The sequence below is a fragment of the Filimonas lacunae genome (assembly GCF_002355595.1).
Taxonomy (GTDB): domain Bacteria; phylum Bacteroidota; class Bacteroidia; order Chitinophagales; family Chitinophagaceae; genus Filimonas; species Filimonas lacunae.
Map to the genome: position 1 here is coordinate 5,808,244 of NZ_AP017422.1, position 16,789 is coordinate 5,825,032.

The 16,789-nt window shown below is 43.1% G+C and carries 10 protein-coding genes; 3 read left to right on the top strand and 7 right to left on the bottom strand.

Going from position 1 to position 16,789, the window contains the following annotated elements; all coding sequences use genetic code 11:
• Window positions 1–396: 396 nt before the first annotated feature.
• Both FLA_RS22885 and FLA_RS22890 read left to right on the top strand, forming a co-directional pair.
• Window positions 397–1,953 carry a hypothetical protein gene (locus tag FLA_RS22885; protein ID WP_076374714.1) on the top strand — a complete coding sequence of 519 codons (1,557 nt, stop codon included), beginning with the start codon at window positions 397–399 and terminating at the stop codon, window positions 1,951–1,953.
• Between the two features lie 124 nt (window positions 1,954–2,077).
• Window positions 2,078–4,084 (top strand): tetratricopeptide repeat-containing sensor histidine kinase, encoded by a 2,007-nt coding sequence (locus tag FLA_RS22890; RefSeq protein WP_076374716.1) that lies wholly within the window; start codon window positions 2,078–2,080, stop codon window positions 4,082–4,084.
• Here the strand turns inward: FLA_RS22890 and FLA_RS22895 are convergent.
• Window positions 4,074–5,063 carry an arabinan endo-1,5-alpha-L-arabinosidase gene (locus FLA_RS22895; RefSeq protein ID WP_076374718.1) on the bottom strand — a complete coding sequence of 330 codons (990 nt, stop codon included), beginning with the start codon at window positions 5,061–5,063 and terminating at the stop codon, window positions 4,074–4,076. The two genes, FLA_RS22890 and FLA_RS22895, sit on opposite strands and share 11 nt — an antisense overlap.
• A gap of 4 nt (window positions 5,064–5,067) precedes the next feature.
• The gene (locus tag FLA_RS22900) at window positions 5,068–7,041 is read right to left on the bottom strand and encodes an alpha-L-arabinofuranosidase C-terminal domain-containing protein (protein WP_076374720.1); all 1,974 of its coding nucleotides are present in this window, start codon (window positions 7,039–7,041) and stop codon (window positions 5,068–5,070) included.
• A gap of 160 nt (window positions 7,042–7,201) precedes the next feature.
• Between FLA_RS22900 and FLA_RS22905 the strand changes: the two genes are divergently transcribed.
• Complete coding sequence (locus FLA_RS22905) at window positions 7,202–7,633, top strand: c-type cytochrome (protein ID WP_076374722.1); 432 nt, start codon at window positions 7,202–7,204, stop codon at window positions 7,631–7,633.
• Here FLA_RS22905 and FLA_RS22910 read toward each other — a convergent pair.
• The 5 genes from FLA_RS22910 to FLA_RS22930 all read right to left on the bottom strand — a co-directional run bounded on the left by FLA_RS22910 (window position 7,626) and on the right by FLA_RS22930 (window position 16,744).
• Entirely contained in the window at window positions 7,626–8,759 is a 1,134-nt protein-coding gene (locus FLA_RS22910) for an FAD-dependent monooxygenase (protein ID WP_144263939.1), read from the bottom strand. The two genes, FLA_RS22905 and FLA_RS22910, sit on opposite strands and share 8 nt — an antisense overlap.
• A gap of 100 nt (window positions 8,760–8,859) precedes the next feature.
• Window positions 8,860–9,879 carry a PorP/SprF family type IX secretion system membrane protein gene (locus tag FLA_RS22915; protein WP_076374726.1) on the bottom strand — a complete coding sequence of 340 codons (1,020 nt, stop codon included), beginning with the start codon at window positions 9,877–9,879 and terminating at the stop codon, window positions 8,860–8,862.
• A gap of 97 nt (window positions 9,880–9,976) precedes the next feature.
• Window positions 9,977–11,728, bottom strand: a complete 1,752-nt coding sequence (locus FLA_RS22920) for an OmpA family protein (RefSeq protein WP_076374729.1) — start codon at window positions 11,726–11,728, stop codon at window positions 9,977–9,979.
• Window positions 11,729–11,746: 18 nt separating this feature from the next.
• Window positions 11,747–12,760, bottom strand: coding sequence for a PorP/SprF family type IX secretion system membrane protein (locus FLA_RS22925; RefSeq protein WP_076374731.1), 1,014 nt, complete (start codon window positions 12,758–12,760; stop codon window positions 11,747–11,749).
• A gap of 21 nt (window positions 12,761–12,781) precedes the next feature.
• Complete coding sequence (locus tag FLA_RS22930; RefSeq protein WP_076374733.1) at window positions 12,782–16,744, bottom strand: T9SS type B sorting domain-containing protein; 3,963 nt, start codon at window positions 16,742–16,744, stop codon at window positions 12,782–12,784.
• Window positions 16,745–16,789: the final 45 nt, after the last annotated feature.

Here is a 16,789-nt window from a genome sequence, read left to right on the forward strand (position 1 = left end):
AAAACTTTAATACCGGAAGAAGGGAGCAAAAATAAGAAGGGGAAAACTTAGGGGAACCCCCTAGAATTTGTTAAAAAGCATTTCACATTTATACATTATCTTCGCCTTAGCCAAAAAAAAGAAGGCCACTCTGTAGAAACAGACGGCCTCTAACGATTGCTTGCCATATGAAAAATCTTCGAAAATATATTTGTGTCGTAAGTAGCTATTTGGGCTGCTTGAAGGCCTCTTCGATTGCTCCTTTAACGATTGCTTGTTCTATGTTTTATTTGATAGTGTAAAAGTAACATACACTACAGTACCAGAAAAAACAACTTATGAGTAATTTAACCATGTCAAAAACGTGAAAAAAAACATAAAACGCAGTGGTAGTAAGCGTTTTAGGAGAATATAATTATGACGCCCAACCGGTTTACAGATGCCCTTTTTCAACTCGTGCGTTCATTGGAGAAGTCGGAAAAAAGGCATTTTAAGCTATATATCAAGAGAAGCTCGGCTAAAGAAGACCTGAAGATTGTACAGTTGTTTGACGTGTTGGATAAGTTACCCGAATACGATGAGAAACTGCTACTGAAAAAGTTGCCTTCGATTCAAAAACCCCAATTAGCCAATTTAAAAACCCACCTGTATAAGCAGTTGCTGGCCAGCCTGCGCTTATTAAAAACCACCGATAATATAGATCTGCAATTGAGCGAACAGCTTGATTATGCGCGTGTTTTATACAATAAAGGGTTGAAGCTGCAGGGGCTTAAAATTTTAGAAAAGGCCAAGGAAACCGCCAAAGCCAACCATAAATACAACTTTCTGGCCCAGGTAATTTCGCTGGAAAAGAAAATTGAAACCCTGCACATTACCCGAAGCTCGCAGGAAAGAACAGAATTACTTACTCAGGAAGCCCTGGAAATCAGTGGCCATATTGACCGGGTAGTACGGCTGAGTAACCTGGCTCTACTTTTATACCGCTGGTATATTAAGAATGGCCATGCACGTAATGAGCATGACGAAAAGGATATACGCGCCTTCTTTAAAGAAAACCTGCCGGCCGACACTTTAACTTATTCGGATTTTTACGTAAAACTATACCTATATCAGAGTTATAACTGGTATGCGTTTATTCGCCAGGACTTTTTGATGTACTACCGTTACAGCAAAAAGTGGATTGACCTGTTTGAAGCGCAACCCGAAATGATTCATGTAGAAACAGGCCACTATGTAAAAGGCATGCACAACCTGCTGAATGCCCATTTTGACCTGCGCAATTTTAAAGAATTTGAACATGCCCTGCGCCGGTTTGAGCAATATGCCGAAACCCAGCAGGCGAATGAGCACGACAACTTTCGCATTCACACCTTTATATATATACATGGCGCCAAGGTGAACTGGCACCTGATGACTGGTACTTTTAAAGAAGGCCTGGGCATGATTCCGGACATGGAAAGGCAGATGAACGAGTATGCCCTGTACATTGACAACCACCGGATGCTGGTGTTCAACTACAAAATAGCCACCCTGTATTTTGGTAGCGGCGATTATGACACTGCTATTGATTACCTGCAAAAGATCATGAACGGCAACGCCGACCTGCGAATTGATTTGCAGAGCTACGCCCGTTTGTTACATATGATGGCCCACTACGAGCTGGGCAACTATGAAATAATGGAGTCGCTGATTAAATCGGTTTACCGCTACATGGCCAAAATGGAGAACATTACTGTTGTGGAGGAGGAAATGTTCCGCTTTCTGCGCCGCTCGTTCAACATCTCGCCCAAAGACTTACAGCCGGAGCTGGAAAAGCTGCTGGACAAGATTAAACACCTGGAGAAGAACAGGTTTGCTACCCGTTCTTTTGCCTACCTGGACATTATTTCGTGGATAGAGGGCAAGGTGCAGAAGAAAACCATGGGAGAAATTATTTACAATAAATACCTCAACAGCCGGCACAAGGGCAAGTAAGAATATTTTACTAAATTACGGCAATACCAGCCTGACTGTGCCGTGTGTACCTTTTTCAGGTAAGCACCTCTTTAGTGATAAAGGGGTGTAATCATTGCTGCTATATGCCTAAAAGTTGTCAATAATGAAAAAGTGTACCCGGATCTGGCATTGCGTTTTTTTTCTGTTGGCAGGTCTTCCTTCTGCAATGGCCTGGCAATCTTCCCCCTCCTATCCTGGTGCTTTACTGGCCGATACTGCTGCTATTAACAACAGCCTGCAAAAAGCCTATGCCATTCGCGAAGCACATTCCGACAGCTCTATCCAGCTATGCAAACAGGCACTGGCCAGCGCAGAAGCCTTACACTACGAAGCGGGTATTTGTGAAGCCTACATAGGATTAAGCCGGGCGCATTTTATTGTAAACAGGAACGATGAAGCGCTGGTGTATGCCCGGAAGGCGCTACCCCATTGTACAGATGAAAGCAAAAAATACGAGCAGGAAACCAATATATACCTGGCCATGGCTTTTGTATATTACTACCAGGGCCGCTACGATTCGTGTGCCTGGTACCGGTATAAGGCGTTGAACCTGGTAGAAACACAACCTACTATCAACACCCAGGTACAGCTAACGGCTTATTCCAGTGTGCTGCAATTTTGGTTAACCGCACATAGCGATATTAAGAATGATGTGTATGTACAAAACATCATGGCCCGCATTAATCAGATTGAGAAAAAAGCAGTGGCTGCGAAAGACAGCAGCTTGTTGCTGGAGATTTATTTCCGGAAATCGGGCTATCATTCCAGTTGCAACAACATTGACTCGATGCGGTATTACAGCAAAAAAACCATCGATCTCGCCCGCCGCCTTCACTCCACTCCTTCTGTTATTACTGCCAGCCTGTTAAACCTGGCGGAAAGTTACCTGGATGAGGACAATGCAGCAGCAGGGCTGCACTACACACAGGAAGCCATTAAAGCAATACCCGACGAGAATAAAGAACAGAACCGCTTTTACATTTATGCCATGTTTGATATGGCCGATGCCTGGTACCTGCAAAAGAAGTATACCCAGGCCATTGACCTGCTGGAAAGTTCTATTGAAAAAGCCGATACCCTGGGTATTTTTCTGATCACGGATTACGCCCATAAAATACTAGCCAATTGCTATGAAGCAACCGGCAATTACAGCAAGGCTGCTATGCACTGGAAAACCTATGCGCAGATACGCGACAGCATGGTAAAAGAAAAGAAGATGGAGCTGGTGTATAACGTGGAAATGAAATACCGCATTGCCGATAAGGAGCGTGAGCTGGCACAAAAGGAGCTTTCCATCATCCGTAACGAAAACCGGATTAAGATTAAAAACATCTGGATAGGCATCATATTAACTGCTACTACCCTGCTGTTGATATTGGGTTTGCTGATTAACCGCAACAATAAACACAAGCACAAGCTACAGGGCGAAAAGATCCGTAACCTGCACCAGGAGCTGGCTATCTCCAGCCTGCAAGCCATGATTGCCGGTGAAGAAAAAGAACGCAGCCGCATAGCACGCGACCTGCACGATGGCATGGGTGGCATGCTGGCTATTATACGCACCCGCTTAAGCAGTGTGTACAGGAAGCTGGACACCACGGATAGCTATATACAAAACGAACTGGCAGAAATAATACTGTTACTGGAAGAGTCTTCTACCGAATTGCGTAAAACGGCGCATAACCTGATGCCTGAAATATTACTGCGTGAAGGCTTAATGAATGCTACCCTGCTTTTTTGTGAACGCATACGAAAAGGGTATATGCTGGAAATTAATACGGAGATATGGGGGGATACGCGGCGACTGGCAGATGACTTTGAGCTAATGGTATACCGCATTATACAAGAGCTGGTGCATAATACCCTGAAACATGCCCGTGCCACCCAGGCGCTGGTGCAGATAGTGTATTACGCTAAAACCCTCTCTATTACCGTAGAGGATAATGGAAGCGGCATTCATGTGAACAAGCCACAACATGCAGAAGGTACAGGGTTAAAGAATATTCGGGAAAGAGTAAGCTCATTAAACGGGCAGATGGACATATCCAGTACACCGGGTAAGGGCACCAGCGTGTATATTGAACTGGAAGTGCAGGAAGTTACTGCCTAGTTGATGGGTTTTCTGCAACAGGCCAGCCATCCACATCCCAGCTAAGCGGCGCTATGCGTAGTTTAGACCTGCCTTTATCGGCTGCATCATAACCGTGAAAAATAAGATAGTCTTTACCATCCCAGTTACACACGGCATTATGCCCCACCCCATGCCATTGTGCATTGCCCTGTAGCACCAGCGTGCCACCACCTTGCAGCATAGGCGTGTTGTTTTTATCCAGGTAGGGGCCGGTGATTTGTGCAGAGCGGCCTACCATCATTTTGTACGTACTTTTCTCCCCACGGCAACAAAAATCGAACGACACAAACAGGTAGTAATAGCCATTCTTTTTATAAATAAAAGGCGCTTCAATAGCGCCATTACCTGCTGCTGTATCGGCTACACATTCTCTTTTGCGGCTGGCTACTGAATACCATTGTTGCGGTTGCGACAGTTGTAAACGGCTGCTATCCAGTTTTACTAATTTAATACCATTCCAGAACGAACCAAACACCAGCCAGGGCTGGCCTTTATCGTCTACAGAAAGGTTGGGATCTATGGCATTCCATAAATCGCGCCCCGGTATAGATTCTACTACTTTTCCATGATCGGTCCAGTGATAGTTTGCGTCGTTAGCATGTAAGGTTGGATTGGTGGCCACTCCAATACAGGAAGTGTTTTTACCAAAAGCAGATACGGAGTAATAGAGATAATACAGGCCATTATGATACGAGATATCAGGAGCCCATATATGATTAACAAAACCCGGCACTGCCTTCACGCCCCAGGGCAATGAATCGAATACCGGGTTTTGTTTTTTCCAGTGAAGCCTGTCAGTAGAAGCCCATACACTAATGCCCTTGCCTGTGCAAAACAAGTAGTATACACTATCCTGTTTTATCATTACGGGGTCATGCACGGGAATGAGTGTATCATTGGATTGTGCTTTACCCAGCAAGGAGATACATAATATGGCAAACAACAAAGCAGGTTTCATATAGCTATTGCATTTTTACTTTGATAATAGTAAAAGAATAGGGAGCCAGTGTAGTAGCCACCTTTTTGTTTTTTACAGCAACAGTTGCGTATTGCGGCGCTATTTTATCAGGCGTTTCCAAACTGTTCACATCATTTAAATCGCCCTTTACTACAATGCTCTCAGCTACAGTGGCCACACTTTTAATGCCCTCTAATTGCAACACCGGATTTTGTGGTTTTGCAGACACGTTGGCTATTTTAAAGATCACTTCTTTTGTTTTTTCATCTATACAGGCCGAAGCATAGATACTATCCTGCCCTGCAATCGCTTTGCCATCCCAGGTAAGTGGCAGCACCTTGGTGCCTTTATTCAATGAAAACAGCTTTTGCACATGATAATCAGCGGTACCATATACCCCCAGGCTGTTTACCCAAATAAGGTCGGGCGCCCACTGCCAGGCATCGGTGTTGGCAAACAAGGGAGCGTAAGAAGCCATATTCACCACAGCCGCATTTCTTTCCAAACCGGTCATGAAAGCAGCTTCGGCCAATGCGGCGCGCCAGTTGTTTACGTTAATGCCTGCATTGCTGCCTATGCCCTTGCTATGTGCGGCATACTCACCGGCAAACACTTTAGAACCGTTTCTGTCGTAACTATCGTAACGGCTGGCATTGGCTAAAAACCATTCCGGTGCACGATAGTAATGTTCATCAATAATATCTGCATTCATGCTACGCAGCTCTTTGTTGAGGTAAGCAAAGCGGTCTTTATCCGGATCGGTGCCAGAGCTGTTCACTATTTTAAAATCGGAATACTTTTCTTTAATGGCTTTGGTAAACACTTTCAAACGCTCAATATATTGCGGCCCCCAGTTTTCATTACCTACGCCCATCATTTTCAGGTGAAAAGGTTTAGGATGTCCCATAGACGCACGCACCTTACCCCATTGTGTGGTAACATCACCATTGGCAAACTCAATTAAATCCAGCGCATCCTGTACATAAGGTTGCAGATCTTCCATCGGCACCAGTTCGGCCGTGTTAAACTGACAGGCCATGCCGCAGTTAAGAATAGGCAATGGCTCGGCGCCAATGTCTTCTGCCAGCTGGAAATATTCAAAAAAGCCCAGGCCAAAGGTTTGAAAATAATCGGATGCAGAACGGTGCGGGAACTCTACGTTCCAGCGGTTGATCATCAACTGACGCTCTTCTACCGGGCCAATCGTTTTTTTCCACTGGTAACGGTTAGACAGGTCAAAGCCTTCTACAATACAGCCGCCTGGAAAACGGATAAAACCTGGTTTCATATCCGCCAGCAGCTGCACCATATCACCACGCATGCCGCCCGGTCTGTTTTTCCAGGTATCGCCTGGGAATAAAGAGATCATATCCACATCGATAGTACCTGTACCCTCCAGCCATATATTCAGTTTACCTTTTACTGCCGTATCGGTAGCCTGGAACGAAACGGCCTGTTTATGCCATTGGTTATCACCATCTGCCGGCTTTACTACGGTGCTGCCTATTACTTCTCCTTTGCTGTTTTGCAGAGCTATATGCAGGGTAATGCCGGTAGCAGGCTGACGATATTGAAAAGAAAGATCGTAACGCAGGCCTTTTTTAACGCCCATGCCACGAAAACCTTCATTGGTTAATTCCAGGTCGCCCTGTGCTGCATTGCGGGCAGTCAAATGCAGGTAACGCGGATTGTTGGTTTGCTCTTTACGATGTAAGACAAGCAGATCGCCTTCCTGTTTGCGTTTAGTGGCCCAGCCCATCAGCGGCTTGGAAAACTCGAACGAGCGGTTTTTCACCATTTCTGCATATATGCCACCATCTGCACCAAAGTTGATATCTTCAAAAAACACGCCCCACATAGTAGGCTGTATAGCCACTACCGGTTCGTTCACCTTTACAGTAAATGTTTTTTGCGCCTGGCTATGGGAAGCATACAAACCCGCCAGCAGGGATAAGGATAGGAAATTAAATTTTCGCATAAATTTTCAAATGCATTTAGGCAATGAAGACGCCTAAATTAGACAATTCCCGTAATTGTCAGAAAAACATTTATTCGCTGAAAATTGACCATTTGGTCACCTATTTTTCCTGGTGGCTGTCGTGCTTTTGCCGTAGGTTTGCTGCAACATTTACTCCAGTATGAAAAAGTTAGCAGGCACGGCCACCTTTGTGTTCTCTTTTATAATGGGATCATTTGCCCAGACTAAAAAACCAGCAGCCACCACTAACACACAGGGCGTTGCAGAACGTGGCAAAGTAGTATATACCACCTACTGCCAATCGTGCCATCAGCCCAACGGCGGCGGAGTACCTAACCTCAACCCACCTTTAAGCAATACCTCTTATGTATTAGGCGATAAAACAAAACTCATCAGCATTCTGCTGAAAGGGATGAACGAGGAAGTGGAGATTTCGGGCAACTATTTCTCGAATACTATGCCGGCACAAAACTTTTTAAAAGACCAGGAAATAGCAGACGTGCTTACTTATATACGCAGCAATTTTGGCAACAAGGCCACTGCAGTTTCTGCTACAGAAGTAAAAACGGTGCGTAAAAAGGTGATTAAATAACCTCGGCACTCATCAGGCTTTTATAGCCGGTATGCAACACCGGGGCGTATATCTTTTTAAACAGGAATGCCGGTGTTAAACGTGTACCCATGATCATCGCTTTATCCAGCATTCTATTGGGCTGGTGCATCAACTTACCCAGGTACCAGCTTTGCTGCACAATTCTATTTACTTTCTCTTCCCTTAATTGCTGGTATTGCGAGAAGATGCTATCAAAAGAACCGCCTATATGCTGCTGCATTAAACGGCTTAATACAAATGCATCTTCTATGGCCAGGCAGGCACCATTTGCCAGGTTGGGCGTAGCAGGATGAATAGCATCGCCCATCAGCACAGTGTTATCCTGGAACCATGGAACTCTTCGGTCAGACGGTTTTATGTCCTGCAAATAATTACAATAGATATTATCTGTAGCATGAATGATCATGTTCACCACCGGGTGATAGTGGCTAAACAATTTCATCAGCATTTGCCGTGCAGCGGCAGAAGGTACAATCACTTTATCAGTACTGCCTTCAGTTATCGCATACCAGCTATAATGGTTACCCCGTATATGCACAATGGCAAAACGCATGTTACCTCCAATGATATCGAAATACGACTGCTTAAATTCTTCCGGTAATGGCATACAGGCTATACCCCGCCACAATACCTGGCCGCTGCTGCGAATGGGAATACCACTGTACATTCTGCCACGGATAGCAGAGTGTATGCCATCGGCCCCTATAATAATTTCATTGCTACCTACGGTATGTGAAAGCGGGAAACGCGTATTGAGCTTCAGATTACTTTTATCAAGATGTCTGTATAGCAACTGGTGAAACTGTTTGCGGTTGATGCTTAATGCGGGCGCATGTAATGCAAACTCCTTTACGGGTTCCAGTTGTTTATCGGCAAAACGAAAATGCAATATATCGTCTCCTAACAGACGGGTAGATGCTAATAACCCCAGCTTGTCTAGAATAGGAAATACGTTACTGCTTAATCCCAGCCCCACTTCGTTATAAGAAATATCCGGCGACTGCTCGTACAAAGTAAACGCAACTCCCTGCTGTTGCAGGCACAAAGCCATAAACAACCCGGCAATACCCGCACCGGCAATATGAACGTGATGAATCATCGGCATAGCGAAAAAGAAAAAGGTAAAGAAAAATCCCGGCGTATAGACATACACCGGTCGTACACATGAGAAAAACAAATATTATTTATAGTTTCTACTTTCATCATTACCACACATTTTTAGGACACCAATCGCCATACTTATTGCCTAATAAAAAGCCCAGCACTATTTCATGTGTGCCATTGCTTACGGTGTTTAAAGCCGAAGTAGTATAATCGTAGGAATAGCTGATATTAAATGCATGGCTGATATTAACACCTGCCATACCATTCCAGCCGTCATCCTTGCGACAACCGGCACCTACCCATAATAAGTCGTGGTATTGCAGCTTAGCGTTAATATCAAACTGAACGGGCAAAGGACTGACAGACTTTACCAGCACAGAAGGAATAAGATTAAAATCTTCACCAACTAAAAAGCGGTAACCCGCTGTAGCAAAAATGTGTGGCGTTAGTTTGCTTCCACCTGACACTTTGTTATTGGAAAAGTAAATAGATTGTCCCATAAGCTGCTGCACAGACAAACCGGCAAAGAAATCGGGCCCGTATAAATACAAGCCAGCCATGAAATCGGGCCTAATCACATTCAGCGTTCCGCTGTTATACACGGCAGGATCTACCTGGGAGTTACCAAAGTTGAGCTTATTGGCATCCAACCCGATATTGAAAAAGCCAGCCCCAAAACCGGCAGCCAGGCTGGTACGCGCGCCAATGCCCATATGGTAGGCGTAAGTAGCATAAGCGGAGAAATTTTTTAATGGCCCTGTTTGATCGTTGATCACCTGCATGCCAATGCCATGATGTGGGGGTGCTGGTTCATAATCTGTCCAGTAATCACTTCCGCGTGGGTTAGTACCATCTACCTGGTAAGAGGTGGCGGTAGTACGGTAGTCTTTTTTATTTAATGCGCCATGAATGGTAAAGTAAGTGGTTACCGGCGCATCCTTTAATCCCGCCCATTGCCTTCGATGACTTATTTTAACATCGGTATAGTTTTCGATACCAGTTAAAGCCGGGTTAATGATATACTGATTTAATACATACTGCGTGTAATGCGGCTTTTGTTGTGCATGCGTAACAAAATGCAAACCCAGTAACATTGCTATACCCCACCACTTTTTTCTCATACGCCTCAGTTTTGTAATACGAATTCATTTAAAATGTCCCTTACAGCATACAACAACTGTAAGGGACATAGAACTTATACTTTTGCATCAGAAATTGCTAAAGCACTTTCATTTCAACACGTCTGTTCTTAGCTCTTGCATCCGGGTTGTCTCTACCATCGTCGGCGGTTTCTTTTTCCAGCGGACAGCAATCACCATATCCTTTAGCAGTAAGACGTTTAGCATCTATGCCTTCCCCTGCCAGGTACTTCACACAAGCATCTGCCCTTGACTGCGACAATTTCAGGTTAAGCTCTTTTGTACCGGTAGCATCGGTGTGAGCACCTATTTCCACCTTTACATCAGGATGATTTTGTAAATAAACAGCCACTTCTTTTAACTGTGCCTGCCCGGCCTCATCCAGCTCTGAACTATTCAGTTCAAACAAGACATGTTGTAATAAAGCTTTATTATCTTCTACTACCACCTGAGGTTTCGGTGTTTCCTGTGGTGCCACTACAACAGGCGGCTCTTCTTTAACCGGCTCTTTCACTATCACTTCTATTGGCTTACTTACTGCAAACAGCTCCAGGCAACAGGCAGAAGAACGGTCAGAACTGATCATGGCTTCTGCTAAAAGCTCTTTGTCTTGCTTGCTGATAAGATAAATATCATCCTTTACAGAGTTAATGGGAGCTCCCAGGTTTACAACGGCTTCCCACTTCGCTTCAGGTGTGCCTTTAGACTCGTATAAATCAAAACCACCCATTCCTGTTCTTCCATTGCTGGCAAAAATCAGTTTGCCGGAAGCCTGATGATAAAAAGGCGCTTCTTCATCTTCAACCGTGTTAATTACATTGCCTGCATTCACTGCTTTGCCCGTGGTTCCATTAGCATTCAGCAACACATACCAGATATCAAACTTACCCATACCACCTGGTCTGTCAGATGCAAACAACAAGTACTTTCCATCTGCAGTTACAAAAGGCTGTCTTGAACTGTAAGATGGATCATTTACGGTATTACTCATCAAAACCGGCTGCCCCCAGGCATTGCCTGCTTTCTTAGCGGTGTATATGGCTGTTATCTTTTTGCCTTCACCTGCCTTTGCATCCCATGCGGTAAAATAAATTTGTTTACCATCAGCAGAGAATGCGGCTGCGCCTTGCTGACCTTTATCCAGGCCATTAAAAGACAAAAGACCGGCATCTGCTACATAGATATGGTTGGTGTAAGTGCCACGGGTAGAAGTATAGCTCAATGTATTATCATTAACCCAGGCTGCTGCATAGCTTGCACCTTCTTTATTTACACCGCTATCCAGCTTTTGCACTGAGGTTTTAGAACCGGATGCAAGTTGCTGCTGAATAAATTTGCAATTTTCCAATTCCTGTTTTGCCTGCTTTTTATACACATCATCTGCGCTATAATCAGCAATAAATTGCTCTAATTGTTGTTGAGCTTCCTGGTATTTACCATCTGCCCTTAAGCACACTGCATACCAGTAACGTGCAAGTGGGTATTTAGCAGCACCTTTATCCACTACCTGTTTATAAGCAGGCTCAGCACTGGAATAGTAGGTGAGATTACGGTAACTTTCACCTATGCGATAAAAAATATCAGAACGGTCAGTACTGCTTCCGCTACTGCCTTGCTTTTGTATGATATATGGATCGTAGCCATCTTTAGCGCCCGGTTTAGCTCCTATATATTTTTCGTAGTAAGTAGCCGCAGAATTATAATCGCCCTTTGCGTAATAATCGTCTGCTGCCTTTTTATAATTGGTTACAAACTGCGCCTGTGTAGCATTCATTACACCACAACATACCGCAGCAAGTAAAAAGTATTTAGAATAATTACTGATTCTCATTTAAGTAGTTTTATGATGTTACAATCTTGGACACACAAAAGGAACCGCGTCTGTTTTCACACTTTTCCTTCCGGTAAAGGTTAATGATATTTCAAAGCTGTTGGCATTGCCTGCAACTTTGGATAAATCGGATGTATTTACATCATAACTAACACCTAATACCATGTTTTTATGGTATACACCTACATAAGGAGAAAGCGCATCTTTAAAACGGTAGTTACCCCCTACCAGGAAATCGGTTGATTCTGTGGCACGTAACTGCACATAGGCACCTGCCATTTTCTCTTCCGCTGCCCCCTGTTTCATATACAATAAGTTAGGTGTAAGGCTTACGGTTTCGGACAGATTGATTTTAGCTCCACCGTGCAGGGTATAACGCACAGGCAGCTTTTGATCTTCACCACCCGAAATAAAAGGATCGCTTGGTTGAGTAAGGTGAAAGGCAGAAAATCCGGCAAACACATTTACTTTCTTACCAGGAGTAGCGTCAAAATACATTACGCCAGCACCCGCATCGAATGCCATCGCTGAATTTTTAGCCAGAACATCTGTCATAGGGATATTCAGGTTAAGACTATTGGTTACCGCATCCCATTGTGCACCGGACTGAAATTTAGAAGGATTGAACTTACGGTTAATAACACCACCGGAAATACCTATACTTAACCGATGATTACCTTCTTTACCAAAACGCACCCCTGTATAAGCCACACTTACATAACCATTCAGATAGTTATAAGCGCCACCAGCTGCAGATTGATTGAGCAGGTTTACGCCCAGGTTAATGTTTTTTGAAGTTGTCATATCGGCAGAAACACCCGGCGTAGCAAAGCCATTGTTAATATTATTCCACTGATTACGATAAATGCCTGTTACACGATAATCTCCGTCAATAGCTCCTGTTAATCCGGGGTTCAGCCACAGGGGGTATGCATAATATTGAGAAAAATGGGGGTCTGTTTGCGCTTTAGCTGCTGTGCTGCCGAGAACGGCAGACAGCAACAATATTAATAAACTTGAATTCTTTTTCATAAACACTCTTGGTTTTGGTAATTAACGAATAAGGCTCACTGTTCCTTTGGTAGATTTAACGGTACCATCAGAGAACGTCATTTGCACTACGTATATATATACTCCAACAGGTAACTGCTTTCCACTATAAGAACCATTCCATCCCTGATTCCTGTCGGCAGTTTCAAATACTTTTTCTCCCCACTGGTTAAACACAGACATCTTCAATGAAGTGATTGTGTTGCCATACACCTTTAATTCATCGTTTTTGCCATCTCCGTTAGGAGTGAACATGTTAGGCACAAAGTAATTAGCAGTGAAAGTGCGTGCAAAAGCACTGTCTGAGATAATAGCCTGACATTCCAATATAGCTGTAGCTTTTACTACCAGACTTACTGTATCGCCACCTTTTAACCCATTAATAACATGTGATAAACCATCAGAACCATTAGGCGTGATAAAGTCTACATAGTTTCTGGAAACCAGGTATGCTTTGGCATCTGGTACAGCTTCCCATGCAAAAGAAGCAGATTCACCCGTTACAGCAACTGTTTTAATAATAGGAGCTGTTTCCAACGGCGCTAATGCAACTACCTTTACCGGCACACGCACCCCATCGCCACAACCATTGGCAGCAATAGCCTCCAGATAATAAAATGCAGAATCAGTTACAGCAGGAGTGGTAAATGAATTACCCGACTGCAGCATGGTTCCCTCAGTAAAGTAAGGGAAGAATGACTGATCGAACCACTGATAAATAGTGCCGGATTCGGGATCTTTTACATTAAAAGTAGCAGAGCTTCCGGTACACACCGCAATGGAATCGACAACAGCCGCCGCTACTAAAGGGTAAGTACATGAAAACTCATAAGCACCCACATCAGGAGTAGATGTATTTCTTCTTGTACCCAGGATATCTCTTACCACGCCTACACCCGCACCTTTGTTTGATAATGCTGCGGCAGTTGGCTTGTAATTACCTGTTGTTACATCAGTAAATACCGGAAGTATTGCTACAGAAGCAGCATCCTGGCTGGAACCAGCTCTCCAATTAGCAAGCGTTGCATAAACGGTAGAACCTAATTTTCCGGTTTTCAACGCACTATAAGAAGAGTTATAATAATAATCGTTGTTATTTATCTCCATTGTAGAACCAGAAGGAATGCTTACTACATAACTTGCTGTAGTCGTGTTTCTTCCTAAAATAAACAGGTTATTCTTCATTTCAATGCCAATAGCTGCAGATGCAAGAATAAATGCCTCTGATTCTTTGGCTACTGCTTTGGAAACATCATCCATCACTACAGTATTATGATAATATTTGACATTATCAACGCCACTGTTATAAAGTCCCTGATGCTTGCCTGCGGAATTAAAATTATAGATCAGATTGTTTTGCACAGTATGAAACTCGTCAGGAGCAGGATCTGAACCTGCTATATAAATACCAATGAGATCTTTTGTATTGGCAGTAGTAGCAGCCCCATCCGCCAGATTATGTATCCTATTGCCGGATATCATTAAGCTTTTACCAAAATAGCCATAAATACCATTACCAGTGCTTGCTACTGTTAATGTTGGCCGACTAATATCATTATTAAGAATCTTAGACGAAATAGTTCCATAAGTATATATACCCGTTTCACCAAAATCCAGCACTTTATTATTAGTTACATGATTTCTGTATATAGGATACACATCAATGGAAACTACAAATATTGCACGGCCACCGCCGATAACAACATTACTATCAATGATATTATCGTTACAATAAGTAGAAGCAGAAGTTGCCCATGACAAAGCCGTTCCGCCAATAACAATACCTGCCTGGTTGGTCACAGAGGTAACGCTATTAGTAACTTTACATTTTCTAATAACATTACTATCTGAAAAATTACGTATTCTGATACCAGCCGAATAGGTTACAGAAGTACTTGCTGTAACTTCTACATTCAGGTTGTATAAAATAATGTGTTTGGTATTATTTAAATCAAAAGCAGCTACAATATTTTTATCGTTAGTACGGGATAAGGTTTCACCATTCCCATTAAATGTAACAGTATTAATAACAGATGTACCCGGAATTGCAGGAACCACAACCGCTTCGTTATATGGACCGCTTCCAGGAACAACGTCGAATACCACAGGAGTATTGATACCACATGTCATTGAAGTAACCGCTTCTCCAAAACTGGCAAAGTTAGTGCCGCTGGTAGGTTGCAGTTTGTTAATAGTATAATGTCCTTTAAGCCTGTAGTTTACTGTAAGTAATACGGGATCAGAATACTTCACATCTGTTCCACATGTTACCATTGCTTTAATATACATTGTAGAGTCGGCTACTCCGGAATAGGAGGCTGATGGGGAAGACGATCCCAGGTTTGTATAAGTTCCATTTTCAGTTGTGCTTCTCACCCACTGGGTAGTTTGGTTGCTTCCTGCAGAATTTCCAGAGAGATTTAATCCGATATCGGCCCCTTCACAAACGGTAGTTGCAGGGCTTAAGAGCGTAGTCCCTGCTACAACAGGAGCACTACATGCAGCAGTAAGGAACTCATATGCCCCTAAATCGGGAGAAGTTTTGCTACGATTTGCTGTTGAAAAATCTTTATCAACCCCTACATAAATACCTCTGTTGTCGATATTTTTTTCAGTAGGTTTAAATTGCTTATTTGCGATGTCAGTAAAGAGCGGATCCAGCAATGTAGAACTAAGCTCAAATTTAGTTTTAGCCTGCCAGGTTGCGAGCGTTGTATAACTGGTACTACCCAATTTACCTATAACTACTTTTGTAGAACTGGTAAGATAAATATTGTTTCTGTCCAGTTTAGACAAGGTTGGCGCCCCGCCTAACTCATAACCATAAGCAGCAGCAACTCCGCCATCTATGTAAACAATATTGTTTCCAATATTATAGTTCCTGTCCGGGTTGTCGGCACTACCTTTACCTTCAATATAAAACCCTTCCAGATTGCCGCTGTTGGTTCCTTTGAAATAAACAGTATTATGATAAACATTCACATATTTATTCACTGTAGAAAAATGAAAGCCATAGCAATTATCCGTTGCCGAATCTGAATAAGCGAGGTTGTTTACAAATACATTTTCCAGACCTTCTGAAATATAATAACACTCAGACCCCTTAAAATAACAGATAGTACCTCCTGTAGCTGCGCCAAGGTCATGTACTATGTTACGGGAAACTGTTGTACTTTGAGTGAACACGGTAAGATTAATGCCAAAACACTGGCTCAAAGCTGTTTTTGAACTAATTTCATTTCCTTGTATCAATGTGTTTGCACAAGTAGCTAACTCTATACCTGATTGGTAAAAATCTTTTATTGCATTATTAATAACCTGGTTGCTGCTACAAAGCTTACTTGCATCATAGGTATATCCCTGAAAACTTGTAAGATAAATTCCAATTCCTCCTCCTATAATGGTATTGCCTGAAATGATATTATCATTACAATCACTGGCACCAGATGCGGAAACATCATCAGAACCACATATTGCAATGCCATAAGACTGCTGATATGTATCGCCTGTTGTAGCAACAATAACCTTACACTTTCTGATAGTGTTGCTGTCTGCATCTCTTAAAAGCTGTATGCCAACACCATAATCCTGATTCTGTATAGCAGTTTCTGTTTTTATTATCAGGCTATCGATAATAAAGTGACGTGCGCCATCCAGCTTAATTCCAGCCATGGCAGCAGAGTTTGTGCTAAGAAAATGTAAAGTGTTACCATTTCCATTGATAGTAATGGTATTAATAGTGGAGGCTCCGGGAACAGTATAAAAATTAACCTGCTCTTCAAAGACGGGGCTATTCTCAGCCACATTAAAAACAACTGGGCCGCTTATACCAGCATCAAGGGCAATTGCTGCTCTTTCAAAAGTCTGGAAGTTACGACCACCAGCAGCTAAGGCCGGGTTAATAGTGTAAACGCCTGACAATGGCGTTTGTGCCTGTACACTATTAAATAATAAAATTAGTAGCACGAATGATAGAAAAACTTGTAAAAGTCTTTGCATAGCAGTCAAATT